Origin of the sequence: Cryobacterium sp. SO2, assembly GCF_026151165.2 — a bacterium.
In the GTDB taxonomy this organism is placed as follows: Bacteria; Actinomycetota; Actinomycetes; order Actinomycetales; family Microbacteriaceae; genus Cryobacterium.
Genome location: NZ_CP117849.1, coordinates 1,355,235 through 1,369,905 on the forward strand (window position 1 = coordinate 1,355,235; position 14,671 = coordinate 1,369,905).

Consider the following 14,671-nt stretch of genomic DNA (forward strand, 5'->3'; position numbering starts at 1 on the left):
CTCTCGCCAGGTGCGTCGGTAAGACGGAAAACCCGTCCTGCTTCGGCAGGGCGGGTTTTTTGCGCGTGCGGCGCACACGAAGGATGCGGCGGCGCGGTCAGGGCCGCGGCTGCACGCCACGCTCGAGCAGCGGGGTCACCCGGAACGGGATGAGCTCGCCCATCGCCAGGGACGTCTCGGTGCGTTCAACGCCCGCACAGGCCAGGATGGTGCGGTCGATGCGGAAGAGGTCTTCGGCGTCGGCGCAGGCCACCCTGATGAGCAGGTCGGCGGCGCCGCTCATGCCGTGCGCCTGCACGATCTCGGGGATCAGGGTGAGCTCCGCGATGATCTCCGCGGCCCGCTTCTGCTCGATGTACACCTCGATGAACGCTGTCAGCGGGTAGCCGAGCACGGCCGGGCTGATCCGCCGGTCGAAGTCGAGGAAGACGTTCGACTCCTCGAGCCGGGTCATCCGCGCCTGCACGGTGTTGCGGGAGAGCCCGAGCGTCTGGGCGAGACCCACGTATGTGCTGTGCGGGTCGGCGCACAGGGCCCTGAGCAGCTCGAGGTCGACTTTGTCCAGACGGTGCATACTGCCTGACGTTAGCACGCCAGGTGGCCCCAGAACAGGGCACATTGCACACTGTGACGCGACGCAGTTGCGCGGCTGGGCAATGTGCAGTTCCGGCCAGGGTTGACCGGGCCCACGGTGCGCGGAAGAGTGGTCGAATGGACGACACCCGCCAGACCCTCACTCCTGCCCAGACCCACTCTGTGCTCGCCGGGGGCGACTTCATCCACCTCGAGGGCGCCCTGTACGCCGACTACCGCACCCGGGACTTCGCCGCCGGGGTGCGCCTGGTCGATGCCGTCGCCGCCGACGCCGAAGCGCTGAACCACCATCCGGATGTTGCGCTGGCATTCGGGTCGGTGGGCTTCACGTTGAGCTCCCACGACGTGGGCGGCGTCACCGAACGCGACCTCCGGCTGGCGCTGCGCATCCAGGAACTCGCGGCGGAGCAGGCGGCCAGGGCCACGCACCTGCCGCCGAGCCGCACCGATGTGGCCATCGACTGCAGCGACGAGGCGGCCGTGCGCCCGTTCTGGCGGGTCGGGCTGGGCTACCTGGAGTCGGGTCCGGCCGACGCCCTCGAACTCACGGACCCGCGCGGGACGGGGCCCAAGGTGTGGTTCCAGCACATGGAGATCCAGCGCACCGAGCGCAACCGCATCCACCTCGACGTGTACGTGCCGGTGGCCGACTGCGAGGAGCGGGTGCAGGACATCATCGACGTCGGGGGAGTGCTGCTCACCGACGAACACGCCCCGGACTGGTGGGTGTTGGCCGACCCGGAGGGCAACGAACTCTGCGTGTGCAGCTGGGACGCCTGACCACGTCAGGCGGCTGTTCGCACCAACGCCTTCTCGATCGCGGCCACGAGCTGGGCCGACTCCGGCTCAACGGTTGAGGCGAACCTGTCGACCACGACACCGTCGGCGTTCACGAGGAACTTCTCGAAGTTCCACTTGATCAGGCCGGGCAGCACGCCCTTCTTGAACCTGGTCAGCTCGGCATAGAGCGGATGCTGGTTCTTGCCGCGCACATCCACCTTGGCGGTGAGCGGGAAGGTGACGCCGAAGTTGAGTTCGCAGAACTGCTGGATGTCTTCTTCGCTGCCCGGTTCCTCGCCCATGAACTGGTTGCAGGGCAATCCGAGTATCACCAGGCCGTCGTCGGCGAAGCGCCGGTAGAGCGCCTCGAGTCCGGCGTACTGGGGGGTGAAGCCGCACTTCGAGGCCACGTTGACCACGAGCACCGTCTTGCCGGCGAACCGGCCGAAGGTGGTGGGCGTGCCGTCGATGAGGGCGAGCGGGATGTCGTACAGTGCGGAGTCTGACATGCCGGAAAGACTACTCCCCGCCCGTTCCGATGGGCTGGACAGGAGGCGTTTTTCGGCCGAACGGGGGGTGAAGCCGAACGTTTCGGTAACGCTTACCGCGCGCCCCCAGCGGAAAATCTGGATCGGGTTATTCTCGGCTGTACACGGGTTGGCGCGGGCACCGCGACGGCGGGTAGATCGGGTGGTGACGGCATGAGGGGCAGCGCGGTGGTGGGCAGTGTTTCGACAGACAGTGCGGCAGTGGACAGCGTGGAGACCGGCAACCTGCAGACCCACCCCGTGCAGGTGCAGCACACCGAACCTGTCACCATCCCCGAGCGTTCCCGCCTGTCGGCTCCCGGTATCCGGCGCAGACTCGGCGACACCGACCTCACCGTGCACCCGCTGGCGCTCGGCTGCAGTGTTTTCGGCTGGACCACCGACGGCGACACCGCCATGGCGATCCTCGATCGGCACTGGGAACTCGGCGGCAACTTCCTCGACACCGCCGACAGCTACGCCGCCGGCCGCAGCGAGGTCGTGATCGGGTCGTGGATGCGCACCCGCGGGGTGCGCGACGACATCGTCATCTCCACCAAGATCGGCCGCAACCGCGACAATCCCGGACTCTCGCCGCGCAGCATCGTCGGCGCCGTGCACGCGTCGCTCGAACGCCTCGGCACCGATCACATCGACCTGCTGCACTTCCACTACGACGACCTCGACGTGCCCCTGGAGGAAAGCCTCGGGGCGATGGAGACCCTCATCCGCAGCGGAGCGGTGCGCCACCTCGCCGCGTCGAACTTCACCGCTGAGCGGCTGATGGAAGCCCGGGTGCTCGCCGCCAACGGTCTGCCCCGCTTCGTGGCCGTTGAGACCCCGTACAACCTGATGAACCGGGTCTCGTTCGAATCCGCCCTGGCGCTGGTCACCCACGCGCAGGGCCTCGCCGTGATGCCGTACTTCGCGCTGGCGCACGGATTCCTCACCGGCAAATACCACTCCAAGGCCGACCTCACCGACAGCGTCCGTGCCGGCCGCGCGGCCGCGTATCTCAACCGCACCGGCCTCAAGGTGCTCAGCACAGTGGAGCGCATCGCGGAGGACCACGGCGTGGCGCCGTCGACCATCGCGCTGGCCTGGCTGTTGGCGCGTGACAACGTCGCGGCCCCCGTGGCCAGCGCGAGCCGCCCCGAGCATGTGGAGGCCCTCGTCGCCGCAGCCGCCGTGAAGCTGGGCCGGGCCGACATGGTGGACCTGGACAAGGTGTCGGCGTAGGGCGTCAGTCAGATCGAACCCGACGTTTTGGGGAGGCACCGGCCTCGACAGCGCGACAGTAACATGACCGGGTCAACCGCGACAGGGCACGGCCGGCGGGATCCCGTCGCCGGGCCGGCGGCTGCGGCATCCGCTCAGACACGTGTCGTAAGGTGGAAGGGATATGAACGGTGCCGTTGAATTTCCCCTTGACCTGACCGAACTGTCGTTTCGGGCCGCTGGCGAGTCCCTCGTGAGGCGGACCGTGCTACCGAGCGGTGTGCGCATCGTCACCGAGCAGGTGCCGGGCAGCCGTAGCCTCACCATCGGCTACTGGGTGGCTGTGGGCTCCCGCGACGAACAACCCGGTCACTTCGGCTCCACGCACTTCCTCGAGCACCTGCTCTTCAAGGGCACCGCAGCGCGCTCGGCGCTGGACATCGCCATCGCCTTCGACGCCGTCGGCGGCGAGCACAACGCGATGACCGCCAAGGAATATACCTGCTACTACGCCAAGGTGCAGGACCGCGACCTGCAGATGGCGGTCGAGGTACTCACCGACATGATCACCTCGTCGGTGCTCGACCCCGCCGAATTCGAGACCGAGCGCGGCGTCATCCTCGAGGAACTCGCGATGGCCGACGACGACCCGGCCGATGTCGCCAACGAACGGTTCTTCCAGGCCGTGATGGGCGAGCATCCGCTGGGCCGGCCGATCGGCGGCAGCCCGGAGACCATCCGCGCCGCCAGCCGCGACGCCGTCTGGGAGCACTACCGGGCCAACTACCGCCCGCAAGACCTCGTGGTGACCGTGGCCGGCGCCGTGGACCACGACGTGCTCGTGGCCGCCGTGACCCGGTCGCTGCTGCAGGCCGGCTGGGACCTGAGCGAGCACGCCGCGCCCGTCGGCCGGCGCTCCGGCTCGGCCGCCGTCATCAGCCAGGGCCGACCCGTCACGGTGGTGCACCGCCCGCTCGAGCAGGCCAACATGCTCATCGGCGTGCCGGGCCTCGTGGCCGCGGACGACCGCCGGGTGGCGATGAACGTGCTCACCTCGATCTTCGGCGGCGGCATGTCGTCCCGCCTGTTCCAGGAGGTGCGCGAGAAGCGCGGCCTGGCCTACTCCGTGTACTCGTTCGCGCCCGGCTACTCCGACGCCGGCATCTTCGGCATGTACGCCGGCTGCACGCCCGCCAAGGCCGGGCAGGTGGCCGAGATCATGCTCGACGAGTTGCACCGCCTTGCCGAGCACGGCGTGACCGCCGACGAGATGAAGCGGGCATCGGGGCAACTCTCCGGCGCATCCGCCCTGGCCCTCGAAGATTCAGACACCCGGATGTCCAGGCTGGGCCGTTCGGAGATCACCCTCGGCGAATTCGTCGACCTCGACGAGGCGCTGCGACGCCTGGCGCTGGTCACCGCGGATGACGTGCAGCAGCTGGCCGTGGACATGGCCTCACGGCCGTTCTCCGTCGCCGCCGTCGGCGCCCTGGACGACGACGTCTTCGACGGCATCGTGCCGCGCGCCGCAGCGCCGCTCCCGCTCAACTGACCCGCCGCTGCACGGCAGCCCCAGATCCGGCTCGACGCTCCACCAACCGAAAGGGCGATGATGCCCCAGTACCTCTACCTCGTGAGACACGGCGAACAACAGGATGCCGAGTACGGCCTCCCGGATGGCCCGCTGTCCCCGCGAGGCAAGCGGCAGGCGCACCTCATCGCCGAACGCCTCGGCGGGGTGCCGTTCACCGGCGCCTGGCACTCCCCGTTGCAGCGCGCCGCAGAGACCGCGGCGATCATCGCCGAGCGGTTGCCGTCGCTCACCCCGGTCGCGTCGCCGCTGCTGTTCGACTGCATCCCCACCGGCCGTGCGCCGGAGATGCCGCAGTCGTACTCGCCGTTCTTCAACTCCGTCAGCGAGGCGCAGATCGAGGCCGGCCGCGCCCAGATGGAAGACGCCGCCGCGGAGTTCCTGCACCCGCAGCGCGGACCCCGGCACGACCTGCTGATCACCCACAACTTCGTGATCGGCTGGTTCGTGCGCGAGGTACTCGGCGCCCCCGACTGGCGCTGGATCAGCATCAACCAGGCCAACTGCGGCCTCACCGTGTTGCAGCAGAAGCCCGGCCGCCCGTGGTCGCTGGTCACGCACAACGACCTCGGCCACCTGCCCGTCGAGCTGCGCACCGGTCTGCCCGACCCCCTGCTCTTCTAACCGGCCCCGGCTCACCTGCCCGGCTCACCAGCACCGCCGACGGCCACGCACGGGCGGCTAGACGAGGACCTTGCGGTACCAGTTCGTTGCGTTGGGGTTGTCGTTGTACGGCACCACGTCTTCATAGCCGGAGCGCTGGTACAGCTTGCCGGCCGCCTCGAGGCTCGCGTTCGTGTCGAGAACCATCTCGGTGGCCCCGAAGCCCCTGGCCCGCTTCTCGAGTTCGGCGAGCAGCAGCCGACCCCAGCCGCGGCCGCGCACCTGCGGTTGCAGCCACAGGTGCTTCGCCTCGAACCGCACCGCGCCATCCGCCCCGTCGTCGATGCGACGGATGCCGCCGCAGCCGACGAAGGTGCGGGAGCCCGGTTCGTCGCTCACGAGCAGGAACTGGCCGAGGGGCGGCACGAACTGTTCGGGGGCCGGGAATGTCGTGCGGTACCCGCCGGCGTGCGGGAACGTCGACGCCCGGTCGCTGAAGTATTGGGTGAGCAGGGCGATCGAGCCGGCATCGGTCACGGAGACCGCGGTGAATTCTGGCATGCACCCAGGCTACGTGCCCCGGCACCGGGGGCAACCGCCACGCTTGGTAGATTGGCAGCATGACAACACGGGTGGCCGTCATCGGCGCAACGGGCAAGATGGGTCGCCTGGTCTGCGACCTGGTCGACAAGGATCCGGGGTACGACCTGGTCGCCAGACTCAACTCGGCCAGTGCCCTCTCCGAGATGCTCGGCGCGGATGTGGCCATCGACCTCACCGTGCCGGCGGTCAGCCAGGGCGTCGTCGACTTCGCCCTCGACAACGGCATCCGCGTCCTGGTGGGTACCTCCGGCTGGTCGCAGGCCCGCATCGACACCCTCGGCCACAGGCTCGCGGGCCGCACGGATGTCGGCGCCGTGATCATCCCCAACTTCTCGCTCGGGTCCGTGCTCGGCACGGCCTTCGCCGCCCTCGCCGCGCGGTTTTTCGACTCGATCGAGATCGTCGAGGCGCACCAGGCCGGCAAGGTCGACTCCCCGTCCGGCACCGCGGTGCGCACCGCCGAGCTGATGGCTGCCGCCCGCGCCGGCCTCGGCCCCGTCGCCGCCCCGCACATCGACCAGCGCGCCCGCGGCCAGCAGATCGCCACGGTTCCGGTGCACAGCCTGCGGCTGGCCGGGGTGCTCGCCCGCCAGGACGTGATCTTCGGCGGTGCGGGGGAGACCCTCACCATCACCCACAACACCCTTTCGGCCGACGCCTACGAACGCGGCATCCTGGTGGCCCTGGCCGCCGCCCGCGACTGTGTGGGCGTCACCGTGGGGCTGGACCAGCTCATCGACCTCGGCCTGGCCGGCGAGCCCGCCGAGGCTGCCCCGGCACCGGCGGTGCCGCCGGCCCAACCCGAAGAGGCCGAGATGGAGCCTGGCGAATGAAGGGCCGTATCGCCGTCGTCGTGATGGCCCTCCTGCTGGTCTTCTACCTGGTGCTCGTCGGTTGGCGAGCCGTGCTGTTCGTGCAGAGCGGCGACCCGGTCGGCATCCTCATCGGGGTCGCGCTCATCGTGCTGCCGATCATCGGCGCCTGGGCCCTGGTGCGCGAGATCCTCTTCGGCCTCCGGTGCGAACGCCTGGTCACCCAGCTTGACGCCGAGGGCGAGCTGCCGGTCAATGACCTGCCCAGCCGGCCCAGCGGCCGCCCCTACCGCGAGGCCGCCGACGCCCAGTTCCCCGGGTACCGCGACGCCGTGGATGCCGCCCCCGAGGACTGGCGGGCCTGGTTCCGGCTGGGACTGGCCTACGACGCCTCCGGCGACCGTCGCCGCGCGCGCGGCGCCCTGCGCACGGCGATGTCCCTGGAGAAGTCGGCGCACTGAGCCGCTCCGCGCCCTGAGCCGCTCCGTGCCGCTCCTCGCCTGGAGCCGTTCCGCTCCGAGCAGTTCCGCGCCCTGAGCCGCGCGCGCCGCCAGCCGATGCGCGCCGCGAGCCGTTGCGCGGGTGCCGTGCCGTTCCGCGGGTGGCGTGCCACCCGCGAATCGGCGTATGACCCGCGCAACTCCGCCCAACTATCCACCGGCCGGGTCTCAGCGCTCCCACAACCGGGGACGGCCAGGGGTGAGGCCCAGCACCGCCAGCCGGGCCGTCAAACGCGGCACGCTCAACCCGGTGGCGTGGTCCCACCGCACGAAGCCGAGCACCTGCCGGCGGATGGCGTCTTCCCGCACCTTCTCCTCGTACACCACCTCAGCGGGGGTGCGTCCGTTCAGCATGACGGGGTCGAAGTACTTCACCCGGCCATCGCTTTCTCCCACCCCGCGCAGGTGCAGCCAGAAAAAGTCCGTGAAGACAGTGCGGCCGTCGACCTCGAACGGATGCTGCAGCACAGGTTCGGTGAACCCGGCCAGCGCGAGGCTGACCCGGCTTCCGGACTCATCGGGGGAGCCCGACAGGGGTGACGCGAAGTCGATCACAGTTCGGGCCCGCACCGAGCCGCGGAAGGGCAGCATCCGCTCCCACGTCTCGAGCAGCGTCGCCCGGTCGGTGAGCGGCATCGTTCGTCCGGACCGGTCGATGGCCAGGGCCCGGTCTGCGGCCGCGACCGCCGACCGGAGATCCACCACGGTTGCCAGGTCAATCACCGTGCGAGCGACCGTCGTGACCAGCACGCCGTCGCGCAGCTCCACATCCCGGGCATCGAAGCCCACCGCGTGCTTGCGGACGCCGGGCTCCGAACGTCCCCCTGTCGCCCGTTCGGTGAGGAAGTGCACATCCTCCGGCCACGGTGCCAACAGCGGCAACTGCCACACCGCCGCCGCGGATTGGTGCGAGAGCGGCAGCGCGCCGCCCCGGCCGAGCGCGGCGGCCCGCACCCGGAGGGCATACCGCTGGTCGCGGTCGAGCGCCTCCCAGACCGCCATCGGCGTGTATCGGCCCCAGCCAAGGCGATGCAGGTGGCCGCGCTCGGCACCGCGCCGCAGGCGGAGGTCACCGCCGAACGCGCGCCGATAGTCGGCGGCGAGGAGTAGTTCAGGGGGGAGGGCCGGTGGGGAGGCGCTCTGGTCGCGGGATTCAGTCATGCGGCCAGTGTCGGCGCTCGTCGTCGCCGGGCCTGGCGTTGGGTTCGTTCCGTGCGAAATGGCGGTCACTGGCCCCTGTGCAGGGGCGGCCGTTGTGACGGGCTGGCCGTGGGCAGGATCTGCCGCCGCAAAGTCCCTGTCACCGTGAAGGACTGGATTGTGACGGCTCTGCGGGGAGGAACCTGCCGGTGTTCCAGACTGGCATGTGATGGATCTGACGGTATGGAACCTGCCGCCGTCCAAGACTGGCCTTGATGAAGGACCCGCCGGTGTCACGGACTCGTTTCTGTGTAGGACCTGCCGCAGTGATGGACTCGTTTCTGTGTCGGACCTGCCGCTGTTGGGACTCTGACGCAGTGGGAGATCTGCCCCGGTCCCGGGACAGGCCAGGTAGACGCGCGGTCTGCGGCGGGCACCGGCGGGCACCCGTTGGTGAGCTGTGCAGGCGATGCGCGGGTGCGGCGCCGTTTCGCGGGTGGCACGCCACCCGCGTAACGGCGTGTGACCCGCGCAGCGCGATTTTGCCCGAAATAGGCCTGGCGCGGTGCCCGCGTAACGGCGTGTGACCCGCGTAACGCGGTGGACCAAGGGTGTGGGGGTGGCACGCCACCCGCGAAACGGCGTGTGACCCGCGCAGCGCGATTTTGCCCGAAATAGGCCTGGCGCGGTGACCGCGTAACGGCGTGTGACCCGCGTAACGCGGTGGACCAAGGGTGCGGGGGTGGCGCGGTGCCCGCGAAACGGCGTGTGACCCGCGCAGCGCGGTGGAGCCCGGATGTGGGGGTGGCGCGGTGCCCGCGTAACGGCGTGTGACCCGGGCGCCCGGCCCGGCCCGTCAGCGGCGGAACAGGGCCGGGCGGGCCGGGGCAGAGCGGGGCAGAGCGGGGCAGAGCGGGGCGGCTAGCGCAGCATCCAGGTGACAGCTTCGGCGGCCGTGCGGTGGGTGAACCTGAACCCGTCGGCCTCCAGCTTGGCCGAACTCACCCGCTGGTCGGCGAGCAGCAGCTGCCTGGCGGCATCCTGCAAGGCCAGGGTGAGCACCTTCTCCGGAACCGGAACGAGGAACGGCCGGCGCAGCGCGACGGTGACGGCCTTGATCACATCGTTGGCGGTGGCCGGGGTGGGGCCGGTGAGGTTCACCGGGCCGCTCAGTGAGGAGGTGAGCAGGTGCACGATCGCGGCGGCCTCGTCGTGCAGGCTCACCCACGGCCAGCTCTGCGTGCCGCGGCCGAGCGGGCCGCCGAGGCCAAGACGCACGATCGGCAGCAGCGGCTTCAGGGCGCCGCCCTTGGCGAGCACCAGCCCGGTGCGCAGCAGCACGACCCTGGTGTTCTCGGGGGCCAGGCGTGCCTCAGCCTCCCAGGTGGTGACCACGGTGGCGAGGAAGTCGCTGCCGGGCGCGGACTCCTCGGTGAGCTCCTCGCCCGGCCGGTTGCCGTAGACCCCGACCGCTGACGCGTTGAGCAGCACGGCTGGCGGCGTGGCGGAGCGCCGCATCGCGTCGGTGAGGGTGCGGGTGGCCTGCACCCGCGACTCCATGATCTGGCGCCGGTAGGACGCGGTCCAGGGCAGGCGCCCGATCGAGGCTCCGGAGAGGTTGACCACGGTGTCGATGCCGTCGAAGACCGCGGGGTCCAGGCTCAGCGTCGCCGGATCCCACAGGATCTCGGCCGAGCTGCGCGTGGGGCGACGCACGAGGCGCACGACGGTGTGTCCTGCCGCCTCCAGCTGACGGCGCAACTCCGTGCCGACCAGCCCGGAGGCTCCGGAAATGAGTACTCGCATGACGATGTCCGGCTGCCGCTTAGGCCAGCTCGGCTTCGATGGTGATCGGGATCCCGGTCAGGGCCTGCGAGATCGGGCAGTTCACCTTCGCATCCTGCGCGAACGCCTCGAACTCGTCCTCGGTGATCCCCGGCACGCTGGCGCTCACGAGCAGGTGGCTGCCGGTGACGCCGGTTCCGGCGACGAAGGTGACGGCCGCGGTGGTCTGGATGCTGGTGGGCGTGTGGCCGGCACCGGCGAGGATGTTTGCGAGTGCCATCGAGAAGCAGGAGGCGTGGGCGGCGCCCAGCAGTTCCTCGGGGTTGGTCGTGTTCGCGGTGCCTTCGGCCCTGGCCTTCCAGTTCACCGGGAACGACCCGGCGTGGGAGGAATCGAGCGTGACGGTGCCGGACCCGGCCATCAGGTCGCCGGTCCATACGGTGGTTGCTTCGCTGGTCAGGGCCATGGTGTTACCTCCTGGAAAGTGGATCACCAGCCTAACCGGCAGGCCTGGATCGCTCCCAGGGAATTCCCTGCCGATACGCAGGGGAGCGTACCAGCGGGTAGGTCGACGCTAGACCGAGGCCGGCCCGCGGCCGATGATGCGCGCCCGAACAAGAAGCAGGTACAGCTGGCAGCCCAGGCAGTAGTCGAACACCGCGTTGAGGAACGCCGCCACGAACGCTGCCGCGGCGGCGATGGGCACGCCGGCCGGCACCCCCGCCAGTCCGAGCACGACGCCGGCGAGGGCGACGACGAGGCCGATGCCCTGCGCGAAGGTGGGCGGCGCCGGGTCCTCGAGCGCCGCCGGCGCGCCGAGCCGCGGGCGCACCAGGGTCTTGTAAAGCAGCCCGTACGGATGCCGGGCGACGCCCGCGAAGGTTCCCCAGGCGAAGACGACCGTCTGCAGGGCGAGCAGGGCCAGCGCGGCACCGGATGCACCCACGAGCGCGAGGAAGATCACCACGAGCAGCACAACGGCGGTGATCGAGGCACCGAAGCGGGGGCCGCGCGGGTCGATTCCGGCCGGCTTCCGGGCGGGGGCGGGCTGCTGGGTCATCGGGGATCCTGATCTGTCGGTCGGCGGGAGGGTTAGACGGTGCGGGCGAGCTCGTCGAGATGGGCGACGAGCGTGGCCCGGTTCGGCACCCCGCCCACCCGGGCGCGCACCCGGCCGTCGGCATCGAGAACGAGCGTGGTGGGCGTCTGCAGGATGTTGAACCGCTGGGACAGGTCGGCCCGGTGGGTGAGGTCCACGTCCAGGTGCTGCACGCCGGTGCGGGCATCCGCCACCTCGCGCAGCAGCACGGCCGTGCCGGGGCAGCGGGCACAGAATTCGGTGGAGAACTGCAGCAGCGTCGCCTGGTGTCCGAGCGGCTCCGAGCTGCCCAGCTGGGCCGCGGTCACCGGTTCGCATGCGTCGCGGCCCGAGCCCGCCGTGAGCCGGCCCTGTCGACGGCGCCAGAGCAGGCCGAGCCCGGTGGCGGCCGCGACCAGCAGCACGATCACGAGCAGGGCGGCGGCGGGATTCATGCCAGCGAGATTACGCCCGGGCCGCCCGCCGAACCGGCGTGTGACGGCAGATTACGCCCGCCGGCGACCCCGAGTGCGTTACCGGACGCCCGGAAAAACGCGCGCGGAAGGCTGCGGGCGGCGCGGGAGGGCGCTCCAGACGATAACCTGTAAAACGTGTCTACTCCTTTCAACCCGTTCGGGCAGGTCCTCGTCGCCCTGGTGACACCATTCACGGCAGACGGAGAGGTCGACTGGGCCGGCGTCGAGAAGCACATCGACGACGTCATCACCGCCGGAGCGGACGGCATCGTCGTCACCGGCACCACCGGCGAAACCTCCACCCTCACCGACCCGGAGAAGCTCCGGCTCGTCGAGGTGGGCAAAGACGTCGCGGCCGGCCGGGCCAAGATCATCACCGGCGGCGGGTCCAACGAGACCGCCCACGCCATGCAGCTGGCCAGGCAGAGCGAGAAGGCCGGCGCCGACGGCAACATGATCGTCACGCCGTACTACAACAAGCCCACCCAGGCGGGTGTGCTCACGCACTTCCGCATGATCGCGGATGCCACCGACCTGCCGGTCATCCTGTACGACATCCCGGGGCGCACGGGCATCCCGATCATGTACGAGACCATCCTGCGGGCGGCGAAGCACCCGAACATCCTCGCGGTCAAGGACGCCAAGGGCGACCTCGCGCAGGTGAGCCGGGTGCTCAACCAGACCGACCTGCTCTACTTCTCCGGCGACGACCCCAATGTGCTGCCGCACCTGTCGATCGGCGCCACAGGCTTGATCGGCGTCACCGCGAACATTGCCGCGACGCCGTACCGCCAGATGGTGGATGCCGTCAACGCCGGCGACCTCAAGACGGCCACGTTGGCGCACCAGCAGCTCGAACCGCTCGTGCGCGCCGTGATGACCCACGTGCCCGGCACCGTCGCGGCCAAGTACATCCTGCACGGGCTGGGCCGCATCGGCAGCCCCCGCGTGCGCCTGCCTCTCGTCGGCCCCGAGGAATCCGAGGCCGCCATGATCGAAGACGAAATCGACCTCGTCCGCAACATCCCCGGTGTCGACTTCACCAACTTCCGGCCCGACCGCAATGCCGCCGCAGGTGGCGCGCTGCCCAAGGTCGCCGGAACCACACGCTAAAAGCAACACGAACGCACCACAAACTCCAGCACCACCAACTCCACATATAGGAGGGCTTATGCCCAACGACGTATACGCACCGCCCGCGCTCCCCAAGGGGACTCTCCGCGTCACGCCCATCGGCGGACTCGGCGAAATCGGCCGGAACATGACCACCTTCGAGATCAACGGCAAAATCCTGATCGTCGACTGCGGCGTGCTGTTCCCCGAGGAGCACCAGCCCGGTGTCGACCTGATCCTGCCGGACTTCACGCCGATCAAGGACCGCCTCAAGGACATCGTCGGTGTTGTGCTCACGCACGGCCACGAAGACCACATCGGCGCGGTTCCCTACCTGCTCAAGCTGCGCCAGGACATCCCGCTGATCGGCTCCGGCCTGACGCTGGCGTTCATCGAGGCCAAGCTCAAAGAACACCGCATCACCCCCTACACCTTGCAGGTGAAGGAAGGCCAGAAGGAACGCCTCGGCCCGTTCAACCTCGAGTTCGTCGCGGTCAACCACTCGATCCCCGACGCCCTCGCCGTGGCCATCAAGACCGAGGGTGGCAGCGTGCTGCACACCGGTGACTTCAAGATGGACCAGCTGCCGCTGGACAACCGCATCACCGACCTGCGCGACTTCGCCCGTCTGGGCGTCGAAGGCATCGACCTGTTCCTGGTCGACTCCACCAACGCGGACGTTCCCGGCTTCACCCCGTCCGAACGCGCCATCGGCCCGGTCCTGGAAGACGTCATCGCCCGCGCCCCGCGCCGGGTCGTCATCGCCAGCTTCTCCAGCCACGTGCACCGCGTGCAGCAGGTTCTGGATGCCGCACACGCCAACGGCCGCCGCGTGGCCCTGCTCGGCCGCTCGATGGTGCGCAACATGACCATCGCCGCCGACCTCGGCTACCTCAAGGTGCCCGACGGTGTGCTCATCGACTTCAAGAAGGCCGGGAACATCCCGGACAACAAGATCGTCTACATGTCCACCGGTTCGCAGGGCGAGCCGATGGCTGTGCTCAGCCGCATCGTCAACATGGAGCACCAGATCGAGGTCGGCCCCGGCGACACCGTCATCCTGGCCTCCAGCCTGATCCCCGGCAACGAGAACGCGGTCTACCGCATCATCGACGGCCTCACCAAGCTCGGCGCCAACGTCGTGCACAAGGGCAACGCCAAGGTGCACGTCTCCGGACACGCCGCCGCCGGCGAGCTGCTCTACGTGTACAACGTGCTGCGCCCGAAGAACGTGCTGCCCGTGCACGGCGAGTACCGCCACCTGGTGGCCAACGCCAAGCTCGCGGTGCAGAGCGGTGTGCCGGTCGAGAACGCGATCTTGGCCGAGGACGGCACCGTCCTCGACCTGCGCAACGGCGTCGTGAAGAAGGTCGGCCAGCTCGACCTCGGCTACGTCTACGTCGACGGCTCCACCGTGGGCGAGATCACCGAAGCCGACCTCACCGACCGCCGCACCCTGGCCGAAGAGGGCTTCATCTCGATCATCGTCGTGGTCGACAAGTCCACCGGCAAGATCATCACCGGCCCGGAGATCCACGCCAAGGGCTTCGCCGAAGACGATTCGGTCTTCGACTCCGTGCGGCCCAAGATCGAGGCCGCGCTGGCCGAGGCCGCCCAGAGCGGCAGCCACGACACCTACGCGCTCACGCAGGTCGTGCGCCGCACCGTCGGCCGCTGGGTGCAGGCGTCGTTCCGCCGCCGCCCGATGATCGTCCCGATGATCATCGAGGCGTAACCGAACGCGTCAACCGCACCATCCGCCAACCCCCGGCCGCCCTCGGCGCCGGGGGTTGGCGTGTGTCTGGGCCTGTCGTCGGACCCCGCCGAAGTGGGGGTCATCCTTCAGGAGGA

At 69.7% G+C, this 14,671-nt stretch carries 16 protein-coding genes; 8 read left to right on the forward strand and 8 right to left on the reverse strand.

Annotation, left to right across the window (positions count from 1 at the left end; translation table 11 throughout):
• Positions 1 to 97 precede the first annotated feature (97 nt).
• On the reverse strand, positions 98 to 574 hold the full coding sequence (locus BJQ94_RS06175) for an Lrp/AsnC family transcriptional regulator (protein WP_265399055.1): 477 nt from the start codon (positions 572 to 574) through the stop codon (positions 98 to 100).
• Between the two features lie 137 nt (positions 575 to 711).
• Between BJQ94_RS06175 and BJQ94_RS06180 the strand changes: the two genes are divergently transcribed.
• Positions 712 to 1,374, forward strand: a complete 663-nt coding sequence (locus tag BJQ94_RS06180) for a VOC family protein (RefSeq protein ID WP_265399056.1) — start codon at positions 712 to 714, stop codon at positions 1,372 to 1,374.
• A 5-nt stretch (positions 1,375 to 1,379) separates the two neighbouring features.
• Here BJQ94_RS06180 and BJQ94_RS06185 read toward each other — a convergent pair whose 3' ends face one another.
• Positions 1,380 to 1,883: a glutathione peroxidase gene (locus BJQ94_RS06185; protein ID WP_265399057.1), complete on the reverse strand. Its 504-nt coding sequence runs from the start codon at positions 1,881 to 1,883 to the stop codon at positions 1,380 to 1,382.
• Between the two features lie 240 nt (positions 1,884 to 2,123).
• On the opposite strand from BJQ94_RS06185, the gene BJQ94_RS06190 reads away from it, so the two are divergent.
• From BJQ94_RS06190 to BJQ94_RS06200, 3 genes are all read left to right on the forward strand, one after another.
• Positions 2,124 to 3,140 (forward strand): aldo/keto reductase, encoded by a 1,017-nt coding sequence (locus BJQ94_RS06190; RefSeq protein ID WP_265399058.1) that lies wholly within the window; start codon positions 2,124 to 2,126, stop codon positions 3,138 to 3,140.
• Between the two features lie 163 nt (positions 3,141 to 3,303).
• Positions 3,304 to 4,671: a pitrilysin family protein gene (locus BJQ94_RS06195; protein ID WP_265399059.1), complete on the forward strand. Its 1,368-nt coding sequence runs from the start codon at positions 3,304 to 3,306 to the stop codon at positions 4,669 to 4,671.
• Positions 4,672 to 4,731: 60 nt separating this feature from the next.
• Positions 4,732 to 5,334 carry a histidine phosphatase family protein gene (locus BJQ94_RS06200; protein ID WP_265399115.1) on the forward strand — a complete coding sequence of 201 codons (603 nt, stop codon included), beginning with the start codon at positions 4,732 to 4,734 and terminating at the stop codon, positions 5,332 to 5,334.
• A 57-nt stretch (positions 5,335 to 5,391) separates the two neighbouring features.
• On the opposite strand, the gene BJQ94_RS06205 is transcribed toward BJQ94_RS06200, so the two are convergent.
• Complete coding sequence (locus BJQ94_RS06205; RefSeq protein ID WP_265399060.1) at positions 5,392 to 5,874, reverse strand: GNAT family N-acetyltransferase; 483 nt, start codon at positions 5,872 to 5,874, stop codon at positions 5,392 to 5,394.
• A gap of 59 nt (positions 5,875 to 5,933) precedes the next feature.
• Here BJQ94_RS06205 and dapB point away from each other — a divergent pair, with 59 nt between their 5' ends.
• Positions 5,934 to 6,749 carry a 4-hydroxy-tetrahydrodipicolinate reductase gene (gene dapB / locus BJQ94_RS06210; protein ID WP_265399061.1) on the forward strand — a complete coding sequence of 272 codons (816 nt, stop codon included), beginning with the start codon at positions 5,934 to 5,936 and terminating at the stop codon, positions 6,747 to 6,749.
• Complete coding sequence (locus BJQ94_RS06215) at positions 6,746 to 7,189, forward strand: tetratricopeptide repeat protein (RefSeq protein WP_265399062.1); 444 nt, start codon at positions 6,746 to 6,748, stop codon at positions 7,187 to 7,189. The genes dapB and BJQ94_RS06215 overlap by 4 nt, the downstream gene beginning before the upstream one ends.
• A gap of 207 nt (positions 7,190 to 7,396) precedes the next feature.
• Here the strand turns inward: BJQ94_RS06215 and BJQ94_RS06220 are convergent, their stop codons facing one another.
• From BJQ94_RS06220 to BJQ94_RS06240, 5 genes are all read right to left on the reverse strand, one after another.
• Positions 7,397 to 8,389 (reverse strand): hypothetical protein, encoded by a 993-nt coding sequence (locus BJQ94_RS06220; RefSeq protein WP_265399063.1) that lies wholly within the window; start codon positions 8,387 to 8,389, stop codon positions 7,397 to 7,399.
• 900 nt (positions 8,390 to 9,289) lie between these two features.
• Entirely contained in the window at positions 9,290 to 10,174 is an 885-nt protein-coding gene (locus BJQ94_RS06225; protein ID WP_265399064.1) for a TIGR01777 family oxidoreductase, read from the reverse strand.
• Between the two features lie 19 nt (positions 10,175 to 10,193).
• Positions 10,194 to 10,619 (reverse strand): OsmC family peroxiredoxin, encoded by a 426-nt coding sequence (locus tag BJQ94_RS06230; RefSeq protein WP_265399065.1) that lies wholly within the window; start codon positions 10,617 to 10,619, stop codon positions 10,194 to 10,196.
• A gap of 108 nt (positions 10,620 to 10,727) precedes the next feature.
• A complete protein-coding gene (locus tag BJQ94_RS06235; protein ID WP_265399066.1) occupies positions 10,728 to 11,213 on the reverse strand; it encodes a DUF4395 domain-containing protein in 486 nt (161 codons plus the stop codon).
• Between the two features lie 32 nt (positions 11,214 to 11,245).
• On the reverse strand, positions 11,246 to 11,686 hold the full coding sequence (locus tag BJQ94_RS06240) for a thioredoxin family protein (protein ID WP_265399067.1): 441 nt from the start codon (positions 11,684 to 11,686) through the stop codon (positions 11,246 to 11,248).
• Between the two features lie 156 nt (positions 11,687 to 11,842).
• Here BJQ94_RS06240 and dapA point away from each other — a divergent pair, with 156 nt between their 5' ends.
• On the forward strand, positions 11,843 to 12,820 hold the full coding sequence (gene dapA / locus BJQ94_RS06245) for a 4-hydroxy-tetrahydrodipicolinate synthase (RefSeq protein ID WP_265399068.1): 978 nt from the start codon (positions 11,843 to 11,845) through the stop codon (positions 12,818 to 12,820).
• Between the two features lie 58 nt (positions 12,821 to 12,878).
• Entirely contained in the window at positions 12,879 to 14,555 is a 1,677-nt protein-coding gene (locus tag BJQ94_RS06250) for a ribonuclease J (RefSeq protein WP_265399069.1), read from the forward strand.
• Positions 14,556 to 14,671: the final 116 nt, after the last annotated feature.